At 69.6% G+C, this 16360-nt stretch carries 15 protein-coding genes and 1 pseudogene; 11 read left to right on the forward strand and 5 right to left on the reverse strand.

The features are described 5' to 3' along the window. Both A7A76_RS22350 and A7A76_RS22355 read right to left on the reverse strand, forming a co-directional pair. Positions 1 to 339, reverse strand: a pseudogene (locus tag A7A76_RS22350) (hypothetical protein); the annotation flags it as partial. Between the two features lies 1 nt (position 340). Then, the gene (locus A7A76_RS22355) at positions 341 to 727 is read right to left on the reverse strand and encodes a BlaI/MecI/CopY family transcriptional regulator (RefSeq protein ID WP_074866145.1); all 387 of its coding nucleotides are present in this window, start codon (positions 725 to 727) and stop codon (positions 341 to 343) included. Positions 728 to 944: 217 nt separating this feature from the next. On the opposite strand from A7A76_RS22355, the gene A7A76_RS22360 reads away from it, so the two are divergent. From A7A76_RS22360 to A7A76_RS22410, 11 genes are all read left to right on the forward strand, one after another. Continuing rightward, positions 945 to 2150 carry a cation diffusion facilitator family transporter gene (locus tag A7A76_RS22360; RefSeq protein WP_206413381.1) on the forward strand — a complete coding sequence of 402 codons (1206 nt, stop codon included), beginning with the start codon at positions 945 to 947 and terminating at the stop codon, positions 2148 to 2150. Positions 2151 to 2509: 359 nt separating this feature from the next. Beyond that, a complete protein-coding gene (gene frr / locus A7A76_RS22365; RefSeq protein WP_206413382.1) occupies positions 2510 to 3067 on the forward strand; it encodes a ribosome recycling factor in 558 nt (185 codons plus the stop codon). A gap of 155 nt (positions 3068 to 3222) precedes the next feature. After that, positions 3223 to 3990, forward strand: a complete 768-nt coding sequence (gene uppS / locus A7A76_RS22370; protein ID WP_206413383.1) for a polyprenyl diphosphate synthase — start codon at positions 3223 to 3225, stop codon at positions 3988 to 3990. After that, positions 3987 to 4841 (forward strand): phosphatidate cytidylyltransferase, encoded by an 855-nt coding sequence (locus A7A76_RS22375; protein WP_206413384.1) that lies wholly within the window; start codon positions 3987 to 3989, stop codon positions 4839 to 4841. Before uppS ends, A7A76_RS22375 begins: the two co-directional genes overlap by 4 nt. A gap of 4 nt (positions 4842 to 4845) precedes the next feature. Then, positions 4846 to 6042: a 1-deoxy-D-xylulose-5-phosphate reductoisomerase gene (dxr, locus tag A7A76_RS22380; RefSeq protein ID WP_206413385.1), complete on the forward strand. Its 1197-nt coding sequence runs from the start codon at positions 4846 to 4848 to the stop codon at positions 6040 to 6042. Between the two features lie 16 nt (positions 6043 to 6058). Further along, positions 6059 to 7417, forward strand: a complete 1359-nt coding sequence (gene rseP, locus A7A76_RS22385) for an RIP metalloprotease RseP (RefSeq protein WP_206413386.1) — start codon at positions 6059 to 6061, stop codon at positions 7415 to 7417. Between the two features lie 113 nt (positions 7418 to 7530). Continuing rightward, positions 7531 to 9993: an outer membrane protein assembly factor BamA gene (gene bamA / locus A7A76_RS22390; protein WP_206413387.1), complete on the forward strand. Its 2463-nt coding sequence runs from the start codon at positions 7531 to 7533 to the stop codon at positions 9991 to 9993. Between the two features lie 26 nt (positions 9994 to 10019). Continuing rightward, positions 10020 to 11048 carry a UDP-3-O-(3-hydroxymyristoyl)glucosamine N-acyltransferase gene (gene lpxD, locus A7A76_RS22395; RefSeq protein ID WP_206413388.1) on the forward strand — a complete coding sequence of 343 codons (1029 nt, stop codon included), beginning with the start codon at positions 10020 to 10022 and terminating at the stop codon, positions 11046 to 11048. A 178-nt stretch (positions 11049 to 11226) separates the two neighbouring features. Continuing rightward, on the forward strand, positions 11227 to 11682 hold the full coding sequence (fabZ, locus tag A7A76_RS22400; RefSeq protein WP_206413389.1) for a 3-hydroxyacyl-ACP dehydratase FabZ: 456 nt from the start codon (positions 11227 to 11229) through the stop codon (positions 11680 to 11682). 5 nt (positions 11683 to 11687) lie between these two features. Further along, on the forward strand, positions 11688 to 12470 hold the full coding sequence (gene lpxA, locus A7A76_RS22405; protein WP_206413390.1) for an acyl-ACP--UDP-N-acetylglucosamine O-acyltransferase: 783 nt from the start codon (positions 11688 to 11690) through the stop codon (positions 12468 to 12470). Between the two features lie 28 nt (positions 12471 to 12498). Continuing rightward, the gene (locus A7A76_RS22410; RefSeq protein ID WP_206413391.1) at positions 12499 to 12984 is read left to right on the forward strand and encodes a hypothetical protein; all 486 of its coding nucleotides are present in this window, start codon (positions 12499 to 12501) and stop codon (positions 12982 to 12984) included. Positions 12985 to 13173: 189 nt separating this feature from the next. Here the strand turns inward: A7A76_RS22410 and A7A76_RS22415 are convergent, their stop codons facing one another. The 3 genes from A7A76_RS22415 to A7A76_RS22425 are packed head-to-tail and all read right to left on the reverse strand — an operon-like array spanning position 13174 to position 16335. Further along, the gene (locus A7A76_RS22415; RefSeq protein ID WP_206413392.1) at positions 13174 to 14547 is read right to left on the reverse strand and encodes an APC family permease; all 1374 of its coding nucleotides are present in this window, start codon (positions 14545 to 14547) and stop codon (positions 13174 to 13176) included. Then, positions 14544 to 15359 (reverse strand): ROK family protein, encoded by an 816-nt coding sequence (locus A7A76_RS22420; RefSeq protein ID WP_206413393.1) that lies wholly within the window; start codon positions 15357 to 15359, stop codon positions 14544 to 14546. The genes A7A76_RS22415 and A7A76_RS22420 overlap by 4 nt, the downstream gene beginning before the upstream one ends. 25 nt (positions 15360 to 15384) lie before the next feature. Then, positions 15385 to 16335 (reverse strand): polysaccharide lyase, encoded by a 951-nt coding sequence (locus tag A7A76_RS22425; RefSeq protein ID WP_206413394.1) that lies wholly within the window; start codon positions 16333 to 16335, stop codon positions 15385 to 15387. Between the last annotated feature and the right edge of the window lie 25 nt (positions 16336 to 16360).

Genomic DNA, 16360 nt, shown 5'->3' on the forward strand with positions numbered 1-16360 from the left:
GGCGGCGGGCGCCGCGACGGCGTCGCCGCGCGCGGCCAGTTCGCGTGTCACCAGGAACGGCAACTGCGCCGTTGGCGACAACTGCGGCGCGGCCGGCGCGGCCACCGCTTCGGCCGCCTGCCGCCATTGCGCCGGCAGCAGCGGCAGTTCCAGCGGCGCCGGCCACAGCGCGCCGAGCAGCAGTTGCAGCGACGCGCACCACCACAGCCAGCAGCGCACCGCCGCGCTCGGCCGCAGCCAGCGCACCAGCAGCATGATCGCCGCGACCAGCAGCACCGATTGCAGACCCGCCGCGAGCAAACGCGGCAACCAGACTTCGCCGATCCATTGAAGCGTCATGTCAGTCCTCCTTGCGCCGCGACTGCAGATCGGCGACCAGGCTTTCCAGTTCGGCCAGTTCCTGATCGCTGACATCGGCGCGCTGCGACATCCACGCCACGAACGGCGACAGCGAACCTTGCAGGGTGTTGGCGACGAAGCTGCCGACCGCCGAACGCATCACGTCGTCGGCCGGGGTCTGGGTGGCATAGCGGTACACGCCGCCGGCCTTGCGCCGACGCAGGTAGGACTTGGCCCGCAGCCGCTCCATCATCGTCAGCACGGTCGAGCGGGCCAGCCCGCGCGCCTCGCCGAACTCGGCCGCGACCTCGCCGACCGAGGCGTCGCCGCGTTCGGAAATGTGGTTCAGCAGCGCCAGTTCCTGGTCGCCGATCGACTTGCGGGCCATCGCTTGCGCCTCGTAGCTACAGTTGTAGTCAACTGTGCCGGTGACTACAGGTGTCGTCAACGTGACTGAAGTCATGGGACCGGGTCCGGCGTGGCGGGCTCGGCCTTGGGATTCGCTCCGGCGCGCCGGGGTTTAAGCGCGCCTTGCCAGACCTGCCGGCCCGCTCGCCGCGGCGCTGTAATAGTGTTCGCGGCGGCGGCCGTGACAGCATTCGCCCATGCACTCGCACAGCCATTCCCACGGTCATTCCCACGGCGGCCACGGCCACCACCACGGCCTGCAAAGCGGCACCCGCGCGTTCGCGGTGGTGACCCTGATCAACCTGGCCTACACCGCGCTGGAAGCCGGCTACGGCTTCTGGACCAACTCGCTGGCGCTGCTGTCGGACGCGCTGCACAACCTCGGCGACGTGCTCGGCCTGGGCCTGGCCTGGGGCGCGGCGGTGCTGGCCCAGCGCCTGCCGACCGATCGCCACACCTACGGCTGGCGCCGCGCCACCCTGCTCTCGCCGCTGGCCAACGCCTTGCTGGTGGTCGGCTTCTCCGGCGCGCTGGCGTGGGAGGCGATCCGCCGCTTCGACGCGCCGCCGCAGATTCCGGCGCTGCCGGTGATCCTGGTCGCCGCGCTCGGCATCGCGGTCAATCTCGGCGCGGCCTGGATGGTGCGCGACGGCCACGACCACGACCTCAACCGCCGCGGCGCGTTCCTGCACCTGATGGCCGACGCCGCGGTCTCGCTGGCGGCGGTGCTGGCCGGCGCGGGCATGTGGCTGACCGGCTGGGAATGGCTGGATCCGGCGATCGCGTTGCTGATCGGCGCGGTGGTCGCGGCCGGCGCGTTCGGCCTGCTGCGCGAGAGCTTCAACGCGGCGATGGACGCGGTGCCTTCGAACATCGACCGCGGCGAAGTCGAGGCGCTGCTGCTGGCCCAGCCCGGCGTGCGCGCGGTCCATCACGTGCACATCTGGTCGCTGGGCGCGGGCGAGATCGCGATGACCGCGCACATCGTGCGTCCGGACGATCGCGACCACGACGTGTTCATCGACACGCTCAACCGCGAGCTGGACCGGCGCTTCAACATCAACCACCCGACCCTGCAGGTCGAGCACGGCGGCGCCTGCGAGCACGACCGCCACGACCGCGCGCCGCACGGCCACGCGGCGCGGGCGCACGGCGGGCACGATCATGGGCATGCCGGTCACGACCACGACCACGACCACGACGGTCACGATCATGGCCATGACCACAGCGGCCACGACCACGAAAAGCAGCACGCCTGCGCCGGCCACGACCACGCCGGCCACGACCACGCCGGCCACGGCCACCGCCACGACGAGGAGGCCGCCCGCCTCGCCCAGGCGCGCGAACGCGAGCGCGAGCGCCACGACCACCCGCGCCAGCACAGCCACGATCCGCACGGCTGAGCGCCCCGCACCGCTGAGCGCCGATGTTGCAATGCAGCGCAGGCCGCTCCTGCGCCCAAGCCGGACCCACGCCCGCCAAACCGTGATCGCCGCAGCGCCCCGGAGCACCCGCGGCGCCCGCATATCCCGCCCCATCCGCAGCGATCCGCGCGCCCCGACGCGCCCGAGACGCCGCCGCGCCGCGCCCGTTTGCGCCCGCGTAAACCCCGTTTTCGCGCCGTTCGCAGCGCCCGCGCGCCGCCCCGACGCGCGCCCGCGCGGCCCCGCCTGCGGCCGACGTGGTCCGCAAAACCGGCCCGAGCCCATATAATCCCGCGATTACCCTTGCAGTTACCGTTACGAAAGGACCGGAGCCGGCGATGCTCAACGACATCAAGAAAGACGCACAGAACCGCATGGCCAAGAGCGTGGAAGCCTTCCGCCACGATCTGACCAAGGTCCGCACCGGCCGCGCCTCCACCGCGCTGGTCGACCACCTGAAGGTCAGCTACCACGGTTCGGACATGCCGTTGAACCAGGTCGCCAGCGTCCAGGTCAGCGACGCGCGCACCCTCACCATCACCCCGTGGGAGAAGCAGATCGTCGGCGCGGTCGAGAAGGCCATCCTCGCCTCCGACCTCGGCCTGACCCCGAACACGGCCGGCACGGTGATCCGCATCAACCTGCCGGCGCTGACCGAGGAGCGCCGCAAGGAGCTGACCAAGGTCGTGCACAGCGAGAGCGAGAACGCCAAGGTCGCGATCCGCAACATCCGCCGCGACGCCATCCATCAGGCCAAGGAACTGCTCAAGGACAAAAAGGTCACCGAGGACGAGCTGCGCGGCTTCGAGGGCGACATCCAGAAGGTCACCGACAACGCGATCAAGGACGTCGACGGCGTGGTCAAGGCCAAGGAACAGGAACTCATGGCGGTCTGACGCCGTGCGCGGCGGTCCGGCACTGAACTTCCGCGCCGCGCGCGGGTCCAGTCCCCCGGCCTGCCGCGACCGGCTCGCCGCCGGCCCGCGTGCCGCGGCGCGCCGGGCCGCTTCCTCGCCCGTCCTTCCCGCCTGAGGTTTCCGTCATCGGCGCCATGCCTTCCGAGCCCGCCACCGCCGCGCCCGCACGCATCCCGCGCCATCTCGCCGTGATCATGGACGGCAACGGCCGCTGGGCCGAGCGCCGGCGCCGTCCGCGCATCATCGGCCACCGCGCCGGCGCGCGCGCGGTCAACGTCTGCATCGATTTCTGCATCGCGCGCGGCGTCCAGGCGCTGACCCTGTTCGCCTTCTCCAGCGAAAACTGGGGCCGGCCCGAGGACGAGGTCGGCGGCCTGATGAAGCTGTTCCTCAACGCGCTGGAGCGCGAGGTCGAGGAACTGCACCGGCGCGGCGTGCGCGTGCGCTTCATCGGCGAGCGCGACCGCTTCTCCGACAAGATCCGCGAACGCATGGCCGCGGCCGAGCGCCAGACCCAGGCCAACACCGTGCTGCACCTGACCATCGCCGCCAGCTACGGCGGGCGCTGGGACATCGCCCAGGCCGCGCGCTCGCTGGCCCGGGACGTGGCCGCCGGGCGGCTGGCGCCGGAGGCCATCGACGAGGGCCTGCTGTCCGCGCGCATGTGCCTGGCCGACCTGCCGCCGCCGGACCTGTTCATCCGCACCGGCGGCGACACCCGCATCAGCAACTTCCTGCTGTGGCAGCTGGCCTATACCGAACTGTGGTTCACCGAAGCGCTGTGGCCCGAGCTCGACGCGGCCATGCTGCAGCGCGCGCTGGACGAGTTCGCCGGGCGCGAACGCCGCTTCGGCCTGACCGGGGCGCAGATCGCGGCCCAGACCAACGAGACCGTTGAATGACCAAAACCCGCCTGATTGCCGCGTTGGTGATGGCTCCCGTGGCGATCGCCGCGATCCTGCTGCTGCCGACCCCGTGGATGATCGCCGCGGCCGCGGTGGTGTTCCTGGCCGGGCTGTGGGAGTGGTTCGACCTGGCCGAGATCGAGGACACCCTCTCGCGCACCGTGCTGCTGGTGGTGCACATGGCGCTGATGGTGGCGATCGTGTGGGCCTCGCGCGGCGGCGGCGCCGGCGATCCGGCCCAGCCGCCGTCGATGGTGCTGTTCAAGATCGCCTCGCTGGTCGGGGTGATCTGGTGGCTGCTGGCGCTGCTGTGGCTGCAGCGCTTCAACTTCGCCAGCGACCACCGCACCTATGCGCGCATGTTCAAGCTGGCCGCGGCCGCGCTGAGCGTGATCCCGGCCTGGTGCGCGCTGACCTGGATCCACGCCGACGGCCCCAACGGCCACTGGTGGCTGCTGACCGCGCTGGCGGTGGTGTGGGCGGCCGACTCGGGCGCGTATTTCGCCGGGCGCAAGTTCGGCATGCTCAAGCTGGCCCCGCGGGTCAGCCCGAACAAGACCGTCGAGGGCCTGATCGGCGGCGCCGTCGCCGGCGTCGCGGCCGGCGTCGGCCTGTCGCTGCTGGCCGGCGCGACCGTCGCGCAGTTGCCGTGGGTGGCGGTGGTGTCGCTGGTCGCGGTGCTGTTCTCGGTGGTCGGCGACCTGTTCGAGAGCCTGCTCAAGCGCCATGCCGGGGTCAAGGATTCCGGCCACCTGATTCCGGGCCACGGCGGCGTGCTCGACCGCATCGACGGCGTGCTCGCCGCGCTGCCGGTGTTCGCCCTGGGCAAGGCCATTTTCGGGTTCTGAGCCGATGACGCTGCCCTCGCGCAAGGTCGCCGTGCTCGGCGCCACCGGTTCCATCGGCGCTTCGGCGCTGGACGTGATCGCGCGCCATCCGCAGGCGCTGAGCGCGAGCGTGCTCGCCGCCGGCGGCAAGGTCGATGCGCTGCTGGCGCTGTGCGAGCGCCACCGCCCCGAACACGCGGTGATCGCCGATGCGGCCGGCTTCGATGCGCTGCGCGAGGGCCTGCGCGCGCGCGGCCTGGCCACCCAGGCGCATTGCGGCAGCCAGGCGCTGGACGAGCTGGTCGGCTCCGACGCCTGCGACACCGTGGTCGCCGCGATCGTCGGCGCCGCCGGCCTGGATTCGACCCTGGCCGCCGCGCGCGCCGGCAAGCGCCTGCTGCTGGCCAACAAGGAATCGCTGGTGCTGGCCGGCGAGCTGCTGATGCACGCCGCGCACGAGGCCGGCGCCTGCATCGTGCCGATCGACAGCGAGCACAACGCGATCTTCCAGTGCCTGCCCGACGCCCACGCCCACGCCGGGCTGCGGCGGATCCTGCTGACCGCCTCGGGCGGGCCGTTCCGCGGGCGTACACGTTCGCAACTGGGCGAGGTCACCCCCGAGCAGGCGGTCGCCCACCCGAAGTGGTCGATGGGCCCGAAGATCTCGGTCGACTCGGCCACGCTGATGAACAAGGGCCTGGAGGTGATCGAGGCCCACCACCTGTTCGGCCGTCCGGGGCGGTCCGGGGCGGTGCCCATCGAGGTGCTGGTGCACCCGCAGAGCCTGGTCCATTCGCTGGTCGAATTCGTCGACGGCTCGACCCTGGCCCAGCTCGGCCTGCCGGACATGCGCACCTCGCTGGCGGTCGGCTTCGGCTGGCCGCGGCGGATCGAGTCGGGCGTGGCCGGGCTGGACCTGCTGGCCCACGGCAAGCTCGAGTTCGAGCCGCCCGACCTGGACGCCTTCCCCTGCCTGCGCCTGGCCTTCCAGGCCCTGGCCGCGGGCGGCACCGCGCCGGCCACGCTCAACGCCGCCAACGAAGTGGCCGTTTCAGCCTTTCTTCAGCGGCGCATAGGCTTCCTAGCGATACCCGCGCTGGTCGAGGACACCCTCGCCGCGCTCCCGCCCACCCCGGCCAGCTCGCTGGCGGCGCTGCGCGAGGCCGATGTCCAGGCCCGCCGCCGCGCCGAGCAGGCGATCGGCCGCGCTGCCCGACCCTGACGAGCCTGATCCGGCCATGAGCGAAATCCTGGGCTCCCTGTGGTGGCTGATCATCAGCATCGGTTTGCTGGTGACTTTCCACGAATTCGGCCACTTCTGGGTCGCCCGCCGCTGCGGGGTCAAGGTGCTGCGCTTCTCGGTCGGCTTCGGCAAGCCGCTGTGGATGCGGGTCGGCAAGGACGGCACCGAATACGCGATCGGCCGGATCCCGCTGGGCGGCTACGTCAAGATGCTCGACGAGCGCGAGTTCGAGATCGGCGAAGCGCTGCAGCCCTACGCCTTCAACCGCAAGCCGGTGTGGCAGCGCATCGCGATCGTCGCCGCCGGCCCGATCGCCAACCTGATCCTGTGCGTGGCCTTCCTGTGGGGCATGTTCGTGATCGGCCGGCCCGATTTCGCCCCGGTCGTCGGCGCCAGCGCCGGCATCGCCGCGCAGGCCGGGCTGCGCCACGGCGACACCATCGAATCCATCGGCGAACGCGCCACGCCGACCTGGAGCGAGGTGCAGATGGCGCTGATCCCGCACGCCCTCGACCGCGAGGACGTGGCGGTCAAGGTCCGCGCCGAAAACGGCAGCGAGCTGGTCCGCACCCTGCGCCTGTCGCACCTGCCGGCGGTCATCGACGAGCGCCGCGCGGTCCAGGCGATCGGCCTGAGCGGCCGCCACGAACTGGTCCCGGCGGTGATCGGCCGGGTCGTGCCGGACGACCCGGCCTGGCGCATCCTGGCCGAGGGCGACCGCATCACCGCCCTGGACGGCGACCCGATCCCGAGCTGGAACGACCTGCCGGCCGCGGTCGACCGCCTCGGCCAGCGCGGCGGCAAGGCGATGATCGAAGTCCTGCGCAACGGCGACCGCCTGGCCCTGGAGATCCAGCCCGGCCGGCTCAAGCGCGACGGCAAGGAGTTCTGGGGCTTGGGCATCGAGCCGGCGACCCCGGTCGCGCCCAAGCGCGACGCGGTGCTGCGCTACGGCCCGCTGGCCGCGGTGCCGGCCGCCCTGCGCGAGAGCTGGCACCAAGCCAGCGAGCTGTACGCGATGATCGGCCGCGCCTTCACCGGCCGGGTCTCGCTGCAGAACACCGTGGCCGGCCCGGTCACCATCGGCCGCGCCGCCAACGCCTACGCCAACAACGGCCTGGCCTGGTACCTGCAGCTGCTGGCGATGCTGTCGCTGAGCCTGGGCATCCTGAACCTGCTGCCGATCCCGATCTTGGACGGCGGACACCTGCTGTATTACCTTATCGAGCTTGTTAAAGGCAGCCCGGTCAGCGAGCGCGCCATGGCGGCCGGGCATTTCGTCGGCCTGGCGCTGATCGCGAGCCTGATGGGCCTGGCGTTCTACAACGACATCTTGAACAACCTGGTGCGCTGAATGCCGGCCTGACGCTCGCTCCCACGCTTCGCCCTTCCCAGCACGCCTTCCAAGCCCGCTTCGCCCCCTGCCAGCGCCTGAGCGCGGCAAACCAGCCCCCAACGGACGTAATGATGACGCGAATTCCTAATCGCCGCCTGCTCGCCCTCGCCCTTGCCACGGCAATGACCTCGGCCCCGGCGATTCCCGCGATGGCGCAGTCCGCCGATCCGTTCGCGCTGGGAGGCGGCGCCAAGACGCCGGCGGCCGGTTCGTTCACCGTCAGCGACATCCGCATCGACGGCCTGCAGCGCATTTCCGCCGGTACGGTCTTCACCTACCTGCCGGTCGAGCGCGGCGACACCATGGACAGCGCCAAGGCCGGCGACGCCATCCGCGCGCTGTACAAGACCGGTTTCTTCGAAGACGTGCAGCTCGACCGCCAGGGCAACATCCTGGTGGTGACCGTGACCGAGCGTCCGGCGATCAACAAGCTCACCCTGAGCGGCAACAAGGACATCAAGTCCGACGACCTGCTCAAGGGCCTGAAGGACATCGGCCTGGCCGAAGGCGAAACCTTCGACCGGCTGGCGCTGGACAAGGTCACCCAGGACCTGGCGCGCCAGTACAACAACCGCGGCAAGTACAACGTCGAGATCACCCCGACCGTGGCGCGGCTGGACCGCAACCGCGTCGACATCACGATCAACGTCAAGGAAGGCAAGGCGGCCAAGATCCGCCACATCAACCTGATCGGCAACGACAAGTTCGAGCAGAAGGACATCCTCAACGGCTGGGAGTCGCGCGAGCACAACTGGCTGAGCTGGTACCGCCGCGACGACCAGTACTCGCGCGAGAAGCTCTCCGGCGACCTGGAAAAGCTCAACGCCTACTACCTCGACCGCGGCTACGTCGATTTCGCCATCGACTCGACCCAGGTCTCGATCAGCCCCGACCGCCAGGACATGTTCCTCACCGCCGGCCTGACCGAGGGCGACCAGTACAAGATCTCCACCGTGCAGGTCACCGGCGACACCATCCTGCCGAAGGAAGACATCGAGAAGCTGGTCATCGTCAAGCCCGAGCAGATCTTCTCGCGGCGCCTGCTGGAAATCAGCTCCGACGCGATCACCGCGACCCTGGGCAACGTCGGCTACGCCTTCGCCCAGGTCAATCCGATCCCGGACATCAACCGCGAGAACAAGACCGTCGGCATCAACATGCAGGTGGTGCCGGGCCCGCGCGTCAACGTGCGCCGGGTCATCTTCAAGGGCAACACGCGCACCGGCGACGAAGTCCTGCGCCGCGAGATGCGCCAGTTCGAAGGCACCTGGTATTCGCAGGCGGCGATCGACCGCTCCAAGATCCGCCTGCAGGGCCTGGGCTACTTCGAAACCGTCGACGTCGAGAGCAAGCCGGTGCCCGGCAGCAACGACCAGGTCGACGTGATCTACAACCTCAAGGAAACCACCTCGGGCAGCTTCGTGTTCGGCCTGGGCTATTCGCAGCTGGGCAAGCTGACCACGCAGGTCCAGCTGTCGCAGAACAACTTCCTCGGCAGCGGCAACCGCGTGTCGGTGCAGGCGCAGCGCAGCTACTACCAGGAGCGCTTCGACTTCTCCTACACCAACCCCTACTTCACCGACGACGGCGTCTCGCTGGGCTACAACCTGTCGTGGCGCAAGCTCGACTACTCCGACTTCAACACCGCGCAGTACTCGACCACCAACGGCACCGCGCAGGTCGTGCTGGGCATTCCGCTGACCGAAACCGACGCCATCACCGGCCTGGTCGGCATCGACAGCAACGAGATCCTGATCGGCCGCGGCTACACCCCGCCCAGCATCGTCGACTACCTCGACGCGCTCGGCCGCCAGACCTTCCACGCCTGGCGCGCGCAGATCGGCTGGGGCCGCAACAGCCTCAACCACGCGCTGACGCCGACCGCCGGCACCCAGCAGCGCCTGTGGCTGGAAGCGACCCTGCCGGGCTCGACGGTCGAGTACTACAAGATCAACTACAGCTTCTCCAAGTTCTGGCCGCTGTCGCGCCACCTGGTGCTCAACACCCGCGCCGAACTGGGCTACGGCGACAGCTACGGCAAGGACAGCGTCCGCTTCATCGACCGCGACGGCGACGGCCCGGGCGCGCCGGAGAAGATCGTCGCCACCGGCCTGCCGTTCTTCGAGAACTTCTACGCCGGCGGCGTGCGCTCGGTGCGCGGCTTCACCGACAACACCCTGGGCCCGCGCGAAGCCTCCCGCAACGGCACTTACGCGCAGCCGCTGGGCGGCGCGTTCAAGACCACCGGTTCGCTGGAAATGTACTTCCCGACCCTGCTCGACACCCCGGCCGCGCGCGTGTCGGCGTTCGTCGACTTCGGCAACGTGTACAAGGACTACGACGCCTTCGACGCGAGCGAGCTGCGCGCTTCGGCCGGCATCGCGCTGATGTGGCGCTCGCCGATGGGCCCGATCTCGATCAGCTACGCGTTCCCGTTCAAGAAGCAGGACGACGTGCTCGACGTCAACGGCAAGAAGACCGGCCGCGGCGACGAACTCGAGCGCCTGCAGTTCACCTTCGGCGGCACGTTCTGAGCGCGGCCTCGCGGCCGCATCCCGGCGTGAACCCGGTTTCCTACACCGCGTCCGAACTGGCCGAGCGCTTCGCGCTCGGCCTGCACGGCGACGGCGACGTCCGGGTCGCCGGCGTCGGCACCCTGGCCAAGGCCGGGCCGGCGCAACTGGCGTTCCTCGCCAATCCCAAATACCGCTCGCAGCTCGAGGCCAGCGCCGCCGGCGTGGTGGTGATGCGCGAGGACGCGGCCGCGGGTTATCCCGGCACCGCGTTGATCGCGCGCGATCCGTATTCGGCCTTCGCCAAGATGTCCGCCCTGTTCGAGCCCAAGCCCGAACGGCCGGCCGGCATCCATCCCTCCGCGGTCATCGATCCCGGCGCCGAGGTCTCCCCGCTCGCCCACGTCGGGCCGTTCGTCAGCATCGGCGCGCGCAGCCGCGTGGAAGCCGGCGCGATGCTCGGCCCGGGCTGCGTGATCGGCGAGGACTGCCTCGTCGGCGAAGGCTGCGAACTGGTCGCGCGAGTGACCCTGGTGACCCGGGTGCGGCTGGGCAAGCGCGTGCTGGTCCACCCCGGCGCGGTGCTCGGCGCCGACGGCTTCGGCCTGGCGATGGAGTCCGGCCGCTGGCTCAAGGTGCCGCAGCTCGGCGGCGTGGTGATCGGCGACGACTGCGAGATCGGCGCCAACACCACCATCGACCGCGGCGCCATCGAGGACACCGTGCTCGAGGAGGACGTGCGCCTGGACAACCAGATCCAGATCGGCCACAACGTCCACATCGGCGCGCACAGCGCCATGGCCGGCTGCTCGGCCGCGGCCGGCAGCGCCAAGATCGGCCGCTACTGCCTGATCGGCGGCGGCGCCGGCGTGCTGGGCCATCTGGAGGTCTGCGACAAGGTCACCGTGACCGCGATGAGCCTGGTGACCAGCTCGATCCGCGAGCCCGGCGAATACTCCTCCGGCACCCCGCTGATGGACAACCGCAGCTGGCGCAAGAACGCCGCGCGCTTCAAGCAGCTCGACGCGATCGCCCGGCGCACCCGCGGCGGCGGCGGCGAACGCGACGGGGCCTGAGCCGCGCCGGGCCCGCGCCGGGCCCGCCTTTCGCACGCGACCGCGCACATGCTTCCATACGGTGCCGCCACACCCGCCGGGGAAACTGCGGGACAATGACGGAACCGTGTCACACCCCAAGGGCCGCCAGGCACGGCGGCTGCGAGCACAGGACGTGCGATAAAGGACGAAAGACAAGATGAGCCAGACCCTGCAACTCCCGCTCGACGTGCCGGCGATCCAGCAGCTGCTGCCGCACCGCTACCCGTTCCTGCTGATCGACCGTGTGCTCGAGCTGGAACCCCACAAGCGCGTGCTCGCGATCAAGGGCGTGAGCTGCAACGAGCCCTTCTTCAACGGCCACTTCCCCGGCAATCCGGTCATGCCCGGCGTGCTGGTGATCGAGGCCCTGGCCCAGGCCGGCGGCCTGCTGACCCAGGTCTCGCACGGCGGCGTCGCCGCGGGCCGCTCGTTCTATCTGGTCAAGGTCGACAAGGCCAAGTTCTCGCGCATGGTCGTGCCCGGCGACCGCCTGGAACTGGAAGTCACGCTCAAGCGCATGATCCGCAACATGGCCCTGTTCGACGGCGTCGCCCGCGTCGACGGCAACGTGGTCGCCTGCGCCGAGATCATGTGCGCCGAGGCCAAGGAATAATCGCGATGAGCGCCGCCATCCACCCCACCGCCTTCGTCGACCCCGCCGCGAAGCTCGGCGACGGCGTCGTGGTCGGCGCGTTCTGCTACATCGGCGCGGACGTCGAGGTCGGCGCCGGCACCGCGTTCGGCCCGCATTGCGTGGTGCACGGGCCGACCCGGATCGGCCGCGACAACCGCTTCCACGCGCAGTGCGCGATCGGCGGCGATCCGCAGGACAAGAAGTTCGCCGGCGAGCGCACCGAACTGGTCATTGGCGACGGCAACAGCTTTCGCGAATTCGTCACCGTCAACCGCGGCACCGGCAGCGGCGGCGGCGTCACCCGCATCGGCGACCGCAACTGGCTGCTGGCCTACACCCACGTCGCCCACGATTGCCGTATCGGCAACGACTGCGTGTTCTCCAACAACTCCACGCTGGCCGGCCACGTCACCATCGAAGACCACGTCATCATGAGCGGCTTCTCCGGCATCCATCAGTTCTGCCGGGTCGGCGCGCACGCCTTCATCGGCATGGGCGCGCTGGTCAACGGCGACGTCGCGCCGTTCCTGATGGTCGCCCAGGACGGCTACGGCCGCCCGCGCGGGATCAACACCGAAGGACTCAAGCGCCGCGGTTTCGGCCCCGAGCGCATCGCCGCGATCAAGCGCGCCTACCGCGCGGTGTTCATGTCCGGCGCATCGCTGGAGGACGCGCGCGCCAAGCTCGAAGAGCTCGCCGCCGACAGCGCGGACGTGCGCGCGTTGCTGGACTTCATCGGCACCGGCGAACGGCCGCTGCTGCGCTGAGCGCGCCGCGATGGCCACGGTGCATCGCTTGCGCATCGGTTCGGTCGGGTTCGAGTACCGGATCGAGCAGCGGGACTACGCGATCGAAATCGGCGAGTTGTTCATTGATGAGCGCCCGCTCGCCGACTGGCTCGGCAGCGTGCGCCACCTGGGCAATTGCCACACCGATTTCGACCCGCGCACGACCGCGCCGCGGCGCGCCTGGGCGCGCGAGGCCTTCCTCGGACTGACGCCGGCGGACAACCAGAACGGCAGCGGCCGCCTGGTGCTGTACCGCTGCCACTGCGGCTGCGACTACTGTGGCGTCGTGTCCTGCCTGGCGAACTTCGATCGCGATCACGTTGTGTGGGATCAGTTGACCTACGAAACCGAGGACGGCCCCATGCTCGAGCGCGATCCGGACGAAGCACCCGAAGACAGCCTGTTTCCGCCGAGCGGGCCGCTGCGTTTCGTCTTCGACCGCGCCCAGTACCGGGCCGAACTGGAACGTCACTTCCAGCCGCGCCCGTCCTGACGGCGCAACGCGCGAAAGCCGCCCAGCTCCCGGCGAACGCGCTTGCCTCGGCATTCGGGCAGCGATCGGCCCTCGGTGGGCGCTGCCGTCGAACCAAGCGGCTTTACCGGCGCCTCGTCCCAAGCCCGACCATCGACGCTCCGGGGCCGGACGGTTGCCCGGCTGCCGCCGGCCCACGTCCTGGAAACCTCACACCGCCTCCGGTTCGGCGGAACCGTCGCCGTCGAAATCGAACTTGCGCCGGAACCCGTTCGTGCGCCACGCGCCGATCGCCACGCCCAAGGCGATCCAGGCGGCGCCGATCAGCTTCGCGGGCAGGCTGAGGCTGATCCACAGGACGAAACAGACCACGAACCCAGCCAGCGGCAAGGCCGCATTCCAGAACGTTCGCCGCTTCGCGCGCACGAAATAGTGCAGGAACGCCGCCATATTCACGCCCATGAAGCCGAGCAGGGCGCCGAAGTTCAACATCTCGGCGCCGAGCGAAAAGGACATCAGGAACGCGCCGACCATCACGATAGAGCCGACGAAGATCACGTTGTTGCGCGGGACGCGGGTATCCGGATCGAGCGTCGCGAAGGCGCGCCCGGGCAACGCGCCGCTGCGCCCCATGCTGTAAAGCAAACGCGCCGCGCCCATTTGCGCCGCCATGCCGGAGCCGAAATTGGCCACCAGCAGGGTGACCCCGAGAATCAACGCCAGCGGCGCCCAGGCGCGCGAGACCGCTTCGACATAAGCCGTTTCCACGCTCGCGAACGCCTGCCCGGCCGGCCACACCAGTTGGGCGAGATACACTTCCGCGGCGGCCAACACGCCGATGGCCAGGCAGGTCAGCACCGTGGCCAGGAGGATGTTGCGGCGCGGGTTCTCCACTTCTTCCGAAAGCGTCGAGATGCCGTCGAAACCGATGTAGGTGAGCACGGCGATCGAGGTGCCGTGCATGAGCGTCGAAATCGCGAAGGTGGACGGATCGTAGAACGGCCGGATCAACGCGGAGGCATCGAGCCGCTCTCCGGTCAGGTGGCCGATCGCGGCGACGAACACGAGCACGACCACCACGCCCATGCCGGCGGCGAGCCAGGCATTGGTTCGCGCGGACGAGCGCACGCCGCGGATGTTCAACAGGGTGAAGAACGCCGCGAACCCGACCTTCCATAGCCACAACGGCACCGCGGGCGCCAATTGGAACGCCTGCTGCGCGCACCAGATCGTGCAGATCACCGGGTTGAGCACGTAGTCCATCAGCATGCTCCAACCCGTCGCCCAGCCGAACGCGGGATGGATGGCGCGGGAGACGTAAGCGAACGCCGAGCCCGCGCTGGGATACACCTGCGCCATGCGCCCATAGCTGATCCCGGTGAGCAGCATGGCCAGCATCGCGATGAGCACCATCGTAACCACGTGCCCGCGGCCGCTCTCGTACAGCACGCCGAACGACGCCATGGGCGCCACCGGCTGGATGGCGATCACGCCGAACAGGATCAGGTCGCGCAGCGTGAGCGAGCGCTTGAGATGCAACGCCGCGGGCGCTGCGGACATCGCTCGGGAGGTGGACTGGCTCATGTACGGTTGCCCTCGGATGGACGCGACGGCGACGAAGGGTCCGTCGCCGTGGCCGCGCGCGCCGCTCCCGACAGCAGAGCCGCCGCTTGCACGGCAGCGCCGACGATACCGGCCTCATTGCCCAGCGCCGCCGGCACCAGTTCGGCGCGGTGCTTCAGGTACGGGAAGAACTGTCGATGCTCCGCGCTCACGCCGCCGCCGAAGATGATCAGCTCGGGTTGGACCACCGTTTCGACAAGCGCGAGATATTCGCTCACCCGGGCCGCCCACACCGGCCAGCTCAGTTTCTCGCGCGTGCGCGCGCCGGCGGCGGCGTACTGCTCCGCGGGCCCGCCATGCAGCGGCAGCAGGCCGAATTCGCAGGGGATAACCGCACCCTCGTACGCCAGCGAGGATCCGATACCGGTCCCGAAGGTCAGGATCAGCGTCTTTTCCGCGCGCCCGCGCCCCGCGCCGTAGCGCATTTCGGCGCGCGCGGCGGCTTCCGCATCGTTGAGGATCGCGACGCGATGCCCGGTCGCCTGCGCGAGCATCGCGTCATCGATGCCCGCGATCTCCGGGTGCAGGTTGTCCGAGGTAAGCACCCGGCCCCGTTGCACCGTGCAGGGAAAACCGATTCCGATCGCGGCAGGCCGGCCGAACTCGGAAGAGAGTTCTACGATGGCGGCCGCCAATTGGCGACGCGGCATAGGCTCCGGCGTGGATATCGCACGTACGCTGGCTGTCAGGCGTCCGCAGGCGGGGTCGATCGGCGCGGCCTTGATCGACGAGCCGCCGATATCGATGCCGAGGACGAAGTCCGTAGCGCTCATCGGAACTGTTTCCGAACCGGCGCCATCACCGGCGGCCGTCCTTGCGGATCGGCAATCCGCCGGGCGGTGCGACATCCGCGTAGGCCGCATGTTCGTCGCCCATCTTCACGTCGTCGACATAGACGACGCGCTCGGCGACCGTGGATGCGACCGCGTTGAACTTGTCCTGGTTGCGCTTCTTCCAGCCCGGATGGTAGAGGCCGATCTTCCAGTAGGGCGTGCGCAGGTGGCCCGGCCGATACGTGGTAGGGCCGCGCTTGTCGAGGACAGGCACGCCGTTCTTCCAGACCTGAAGCAGGCCGTCGCCATCGGGCGACCACTTGACGTGGAAAACCCAGGCGGTCCAGCGGCCCGCGTCTACCGAGCCCGCATCGAAGTCGTCGTTCGTCCCCTCGCCCTCGATGCCGTAGTTGTTGTCGATCTGCCAGGTCCGGTCCTTGATCGCCAGCGCCAACGGGGGATATTTTCCGCGCGCCGAGCTGGGCAAACTGCTGATGTGATGCCATTGCGTGACGATGTCGCCATGGTCGGTGGCGTTCGGGCTGCCGAAGGTCCAGTCCGCGGGCACATAGATGCGCAGGCCATACCAACGCTCCTGGAAACCCGGCTCGGCGGTGAGCGCCAGCTCCGACCGGAACGTATCGAGTCCGCGTTTCACCGCGAACCGCAGCGCCTTGTCGCCCGGATGCGCCGGCGACGGAGCGTCGACGACCCTGATCCGCTCCTGCCTGCCCCACTGCGCGCGCGGCGGTTCCAGTTCGAGCGCATACCGGTCGTCGAGCGTGTATTTGCTCCATTTCAGCAACGATCCCTGGTCGAAACCGTCGTGAAACATCAGGACGCCTTCGTGCTCGATCCAGGTGGCCTGCATGCTCGCCTGGGGATCGTCCCCTTGTTTCGCCCAGACGGCGGCGGGAACGCATGCGATCGAAACGCCCAGCGCGAGAGAACGGAGATGAGAAACGATGGCAGGCATGGCGGCGGTGTGGACCTTTGGCGGT

It is taken from the genome of Lysobacter enzymogenes (assembly GCF_017168095.1).
GTDB lineage: Bacteria > Pseudomonadota > Gammaproteobacteria > Xanthomonadales > Xanthomonadaceae > Lysobacter > Lysobacter enzymogenes_D.

Coding starts and splice junctions, on each gene's coding strand:
- A7A76_RS22415 (WP_206413392.1), bottom strand. CDS start 14,547: ATGAGCCAGTCCACCTCCCGAGCGATGTCCGCAGCGCCCGCGGCGTTG.
- A7A76_RS22425 (WP_206413394.1), bottom strand. CDS start 16,335: ATGCCTGCCATCGTTTCTCATCTCCGTTCTCTCGCGCTGGGCGTTTCG.
- frr (WP_206413382.1), top strand. CDS start 2,510: ATGCTCAACGACATCAAGAAAGACGCACAGAACCGCATGGCCAAGAGC.
- dxr (WP_206413385.1), top strand. CDS start 4,846: ATGACGCTGCCCTCGCGCAAGGTCGCCGTGCTCGGCGCCACCGGTTCC.
- A7A76_RS22355 (WP_074866145.1), bottom strand. CDS start 727: ATGGCCCGCAAGTCGATCGGCGACCAGGAACTGGCGCTGCTGAACCAC.
- rseP (WP_206413386.1), top strand. CDS start 6,059: ATGAGCGAAATCCTGGGCTCCCTGTGGTGGCTGATCATCAGCATCGGT.
- A7A76_RS22420 (WP_206413393.1), bottom strand. CDS start 15,359: ATGAGCGCTACGGACTTCGTCCTCGGCATCGATATCGGCGGCTCGTCG.
- fabZ (WP_206413389.1), top strand. CDS start 11,227: ATGAGCCAGACCCTGCAACTCCCGCTCGACGTGCCGGCGATCCAGCAG.
- bamA (WP_206413387.1), top strand. CDS start 7,531: ATGACGCGAATTCCTAATCGCCGCCTGCTCGCCCTCGCCCTTGCCACG.
- A7A76_RS22360 (WP_206413381.1), top strand. CDS start 945: ATGCACTCGCACAGCCATTCCCACGGTCATTCCCACGGCGGCCACGGC.
- lpxA (WP_206413390.1), top strand. CDS start 11,688: ATGAGCGCCGCCATCCACCCCACCGCCTTCGTCGACCCCGCCGCGAAG.
- A7A76_RS22375 (WP_206413384.1), top strand. CDS start 3,987: ATGACCAAAACCCGCCTGATTGCCGCGTTGGTGATGGCTCCCGTGGCG.
- uppS (WP_206413383.1), top strand. CDS start 3,223: ATGCCTTCCGAGCCCGCCACCGCCGCGCCCGCACGCATCCCGCGCCAT.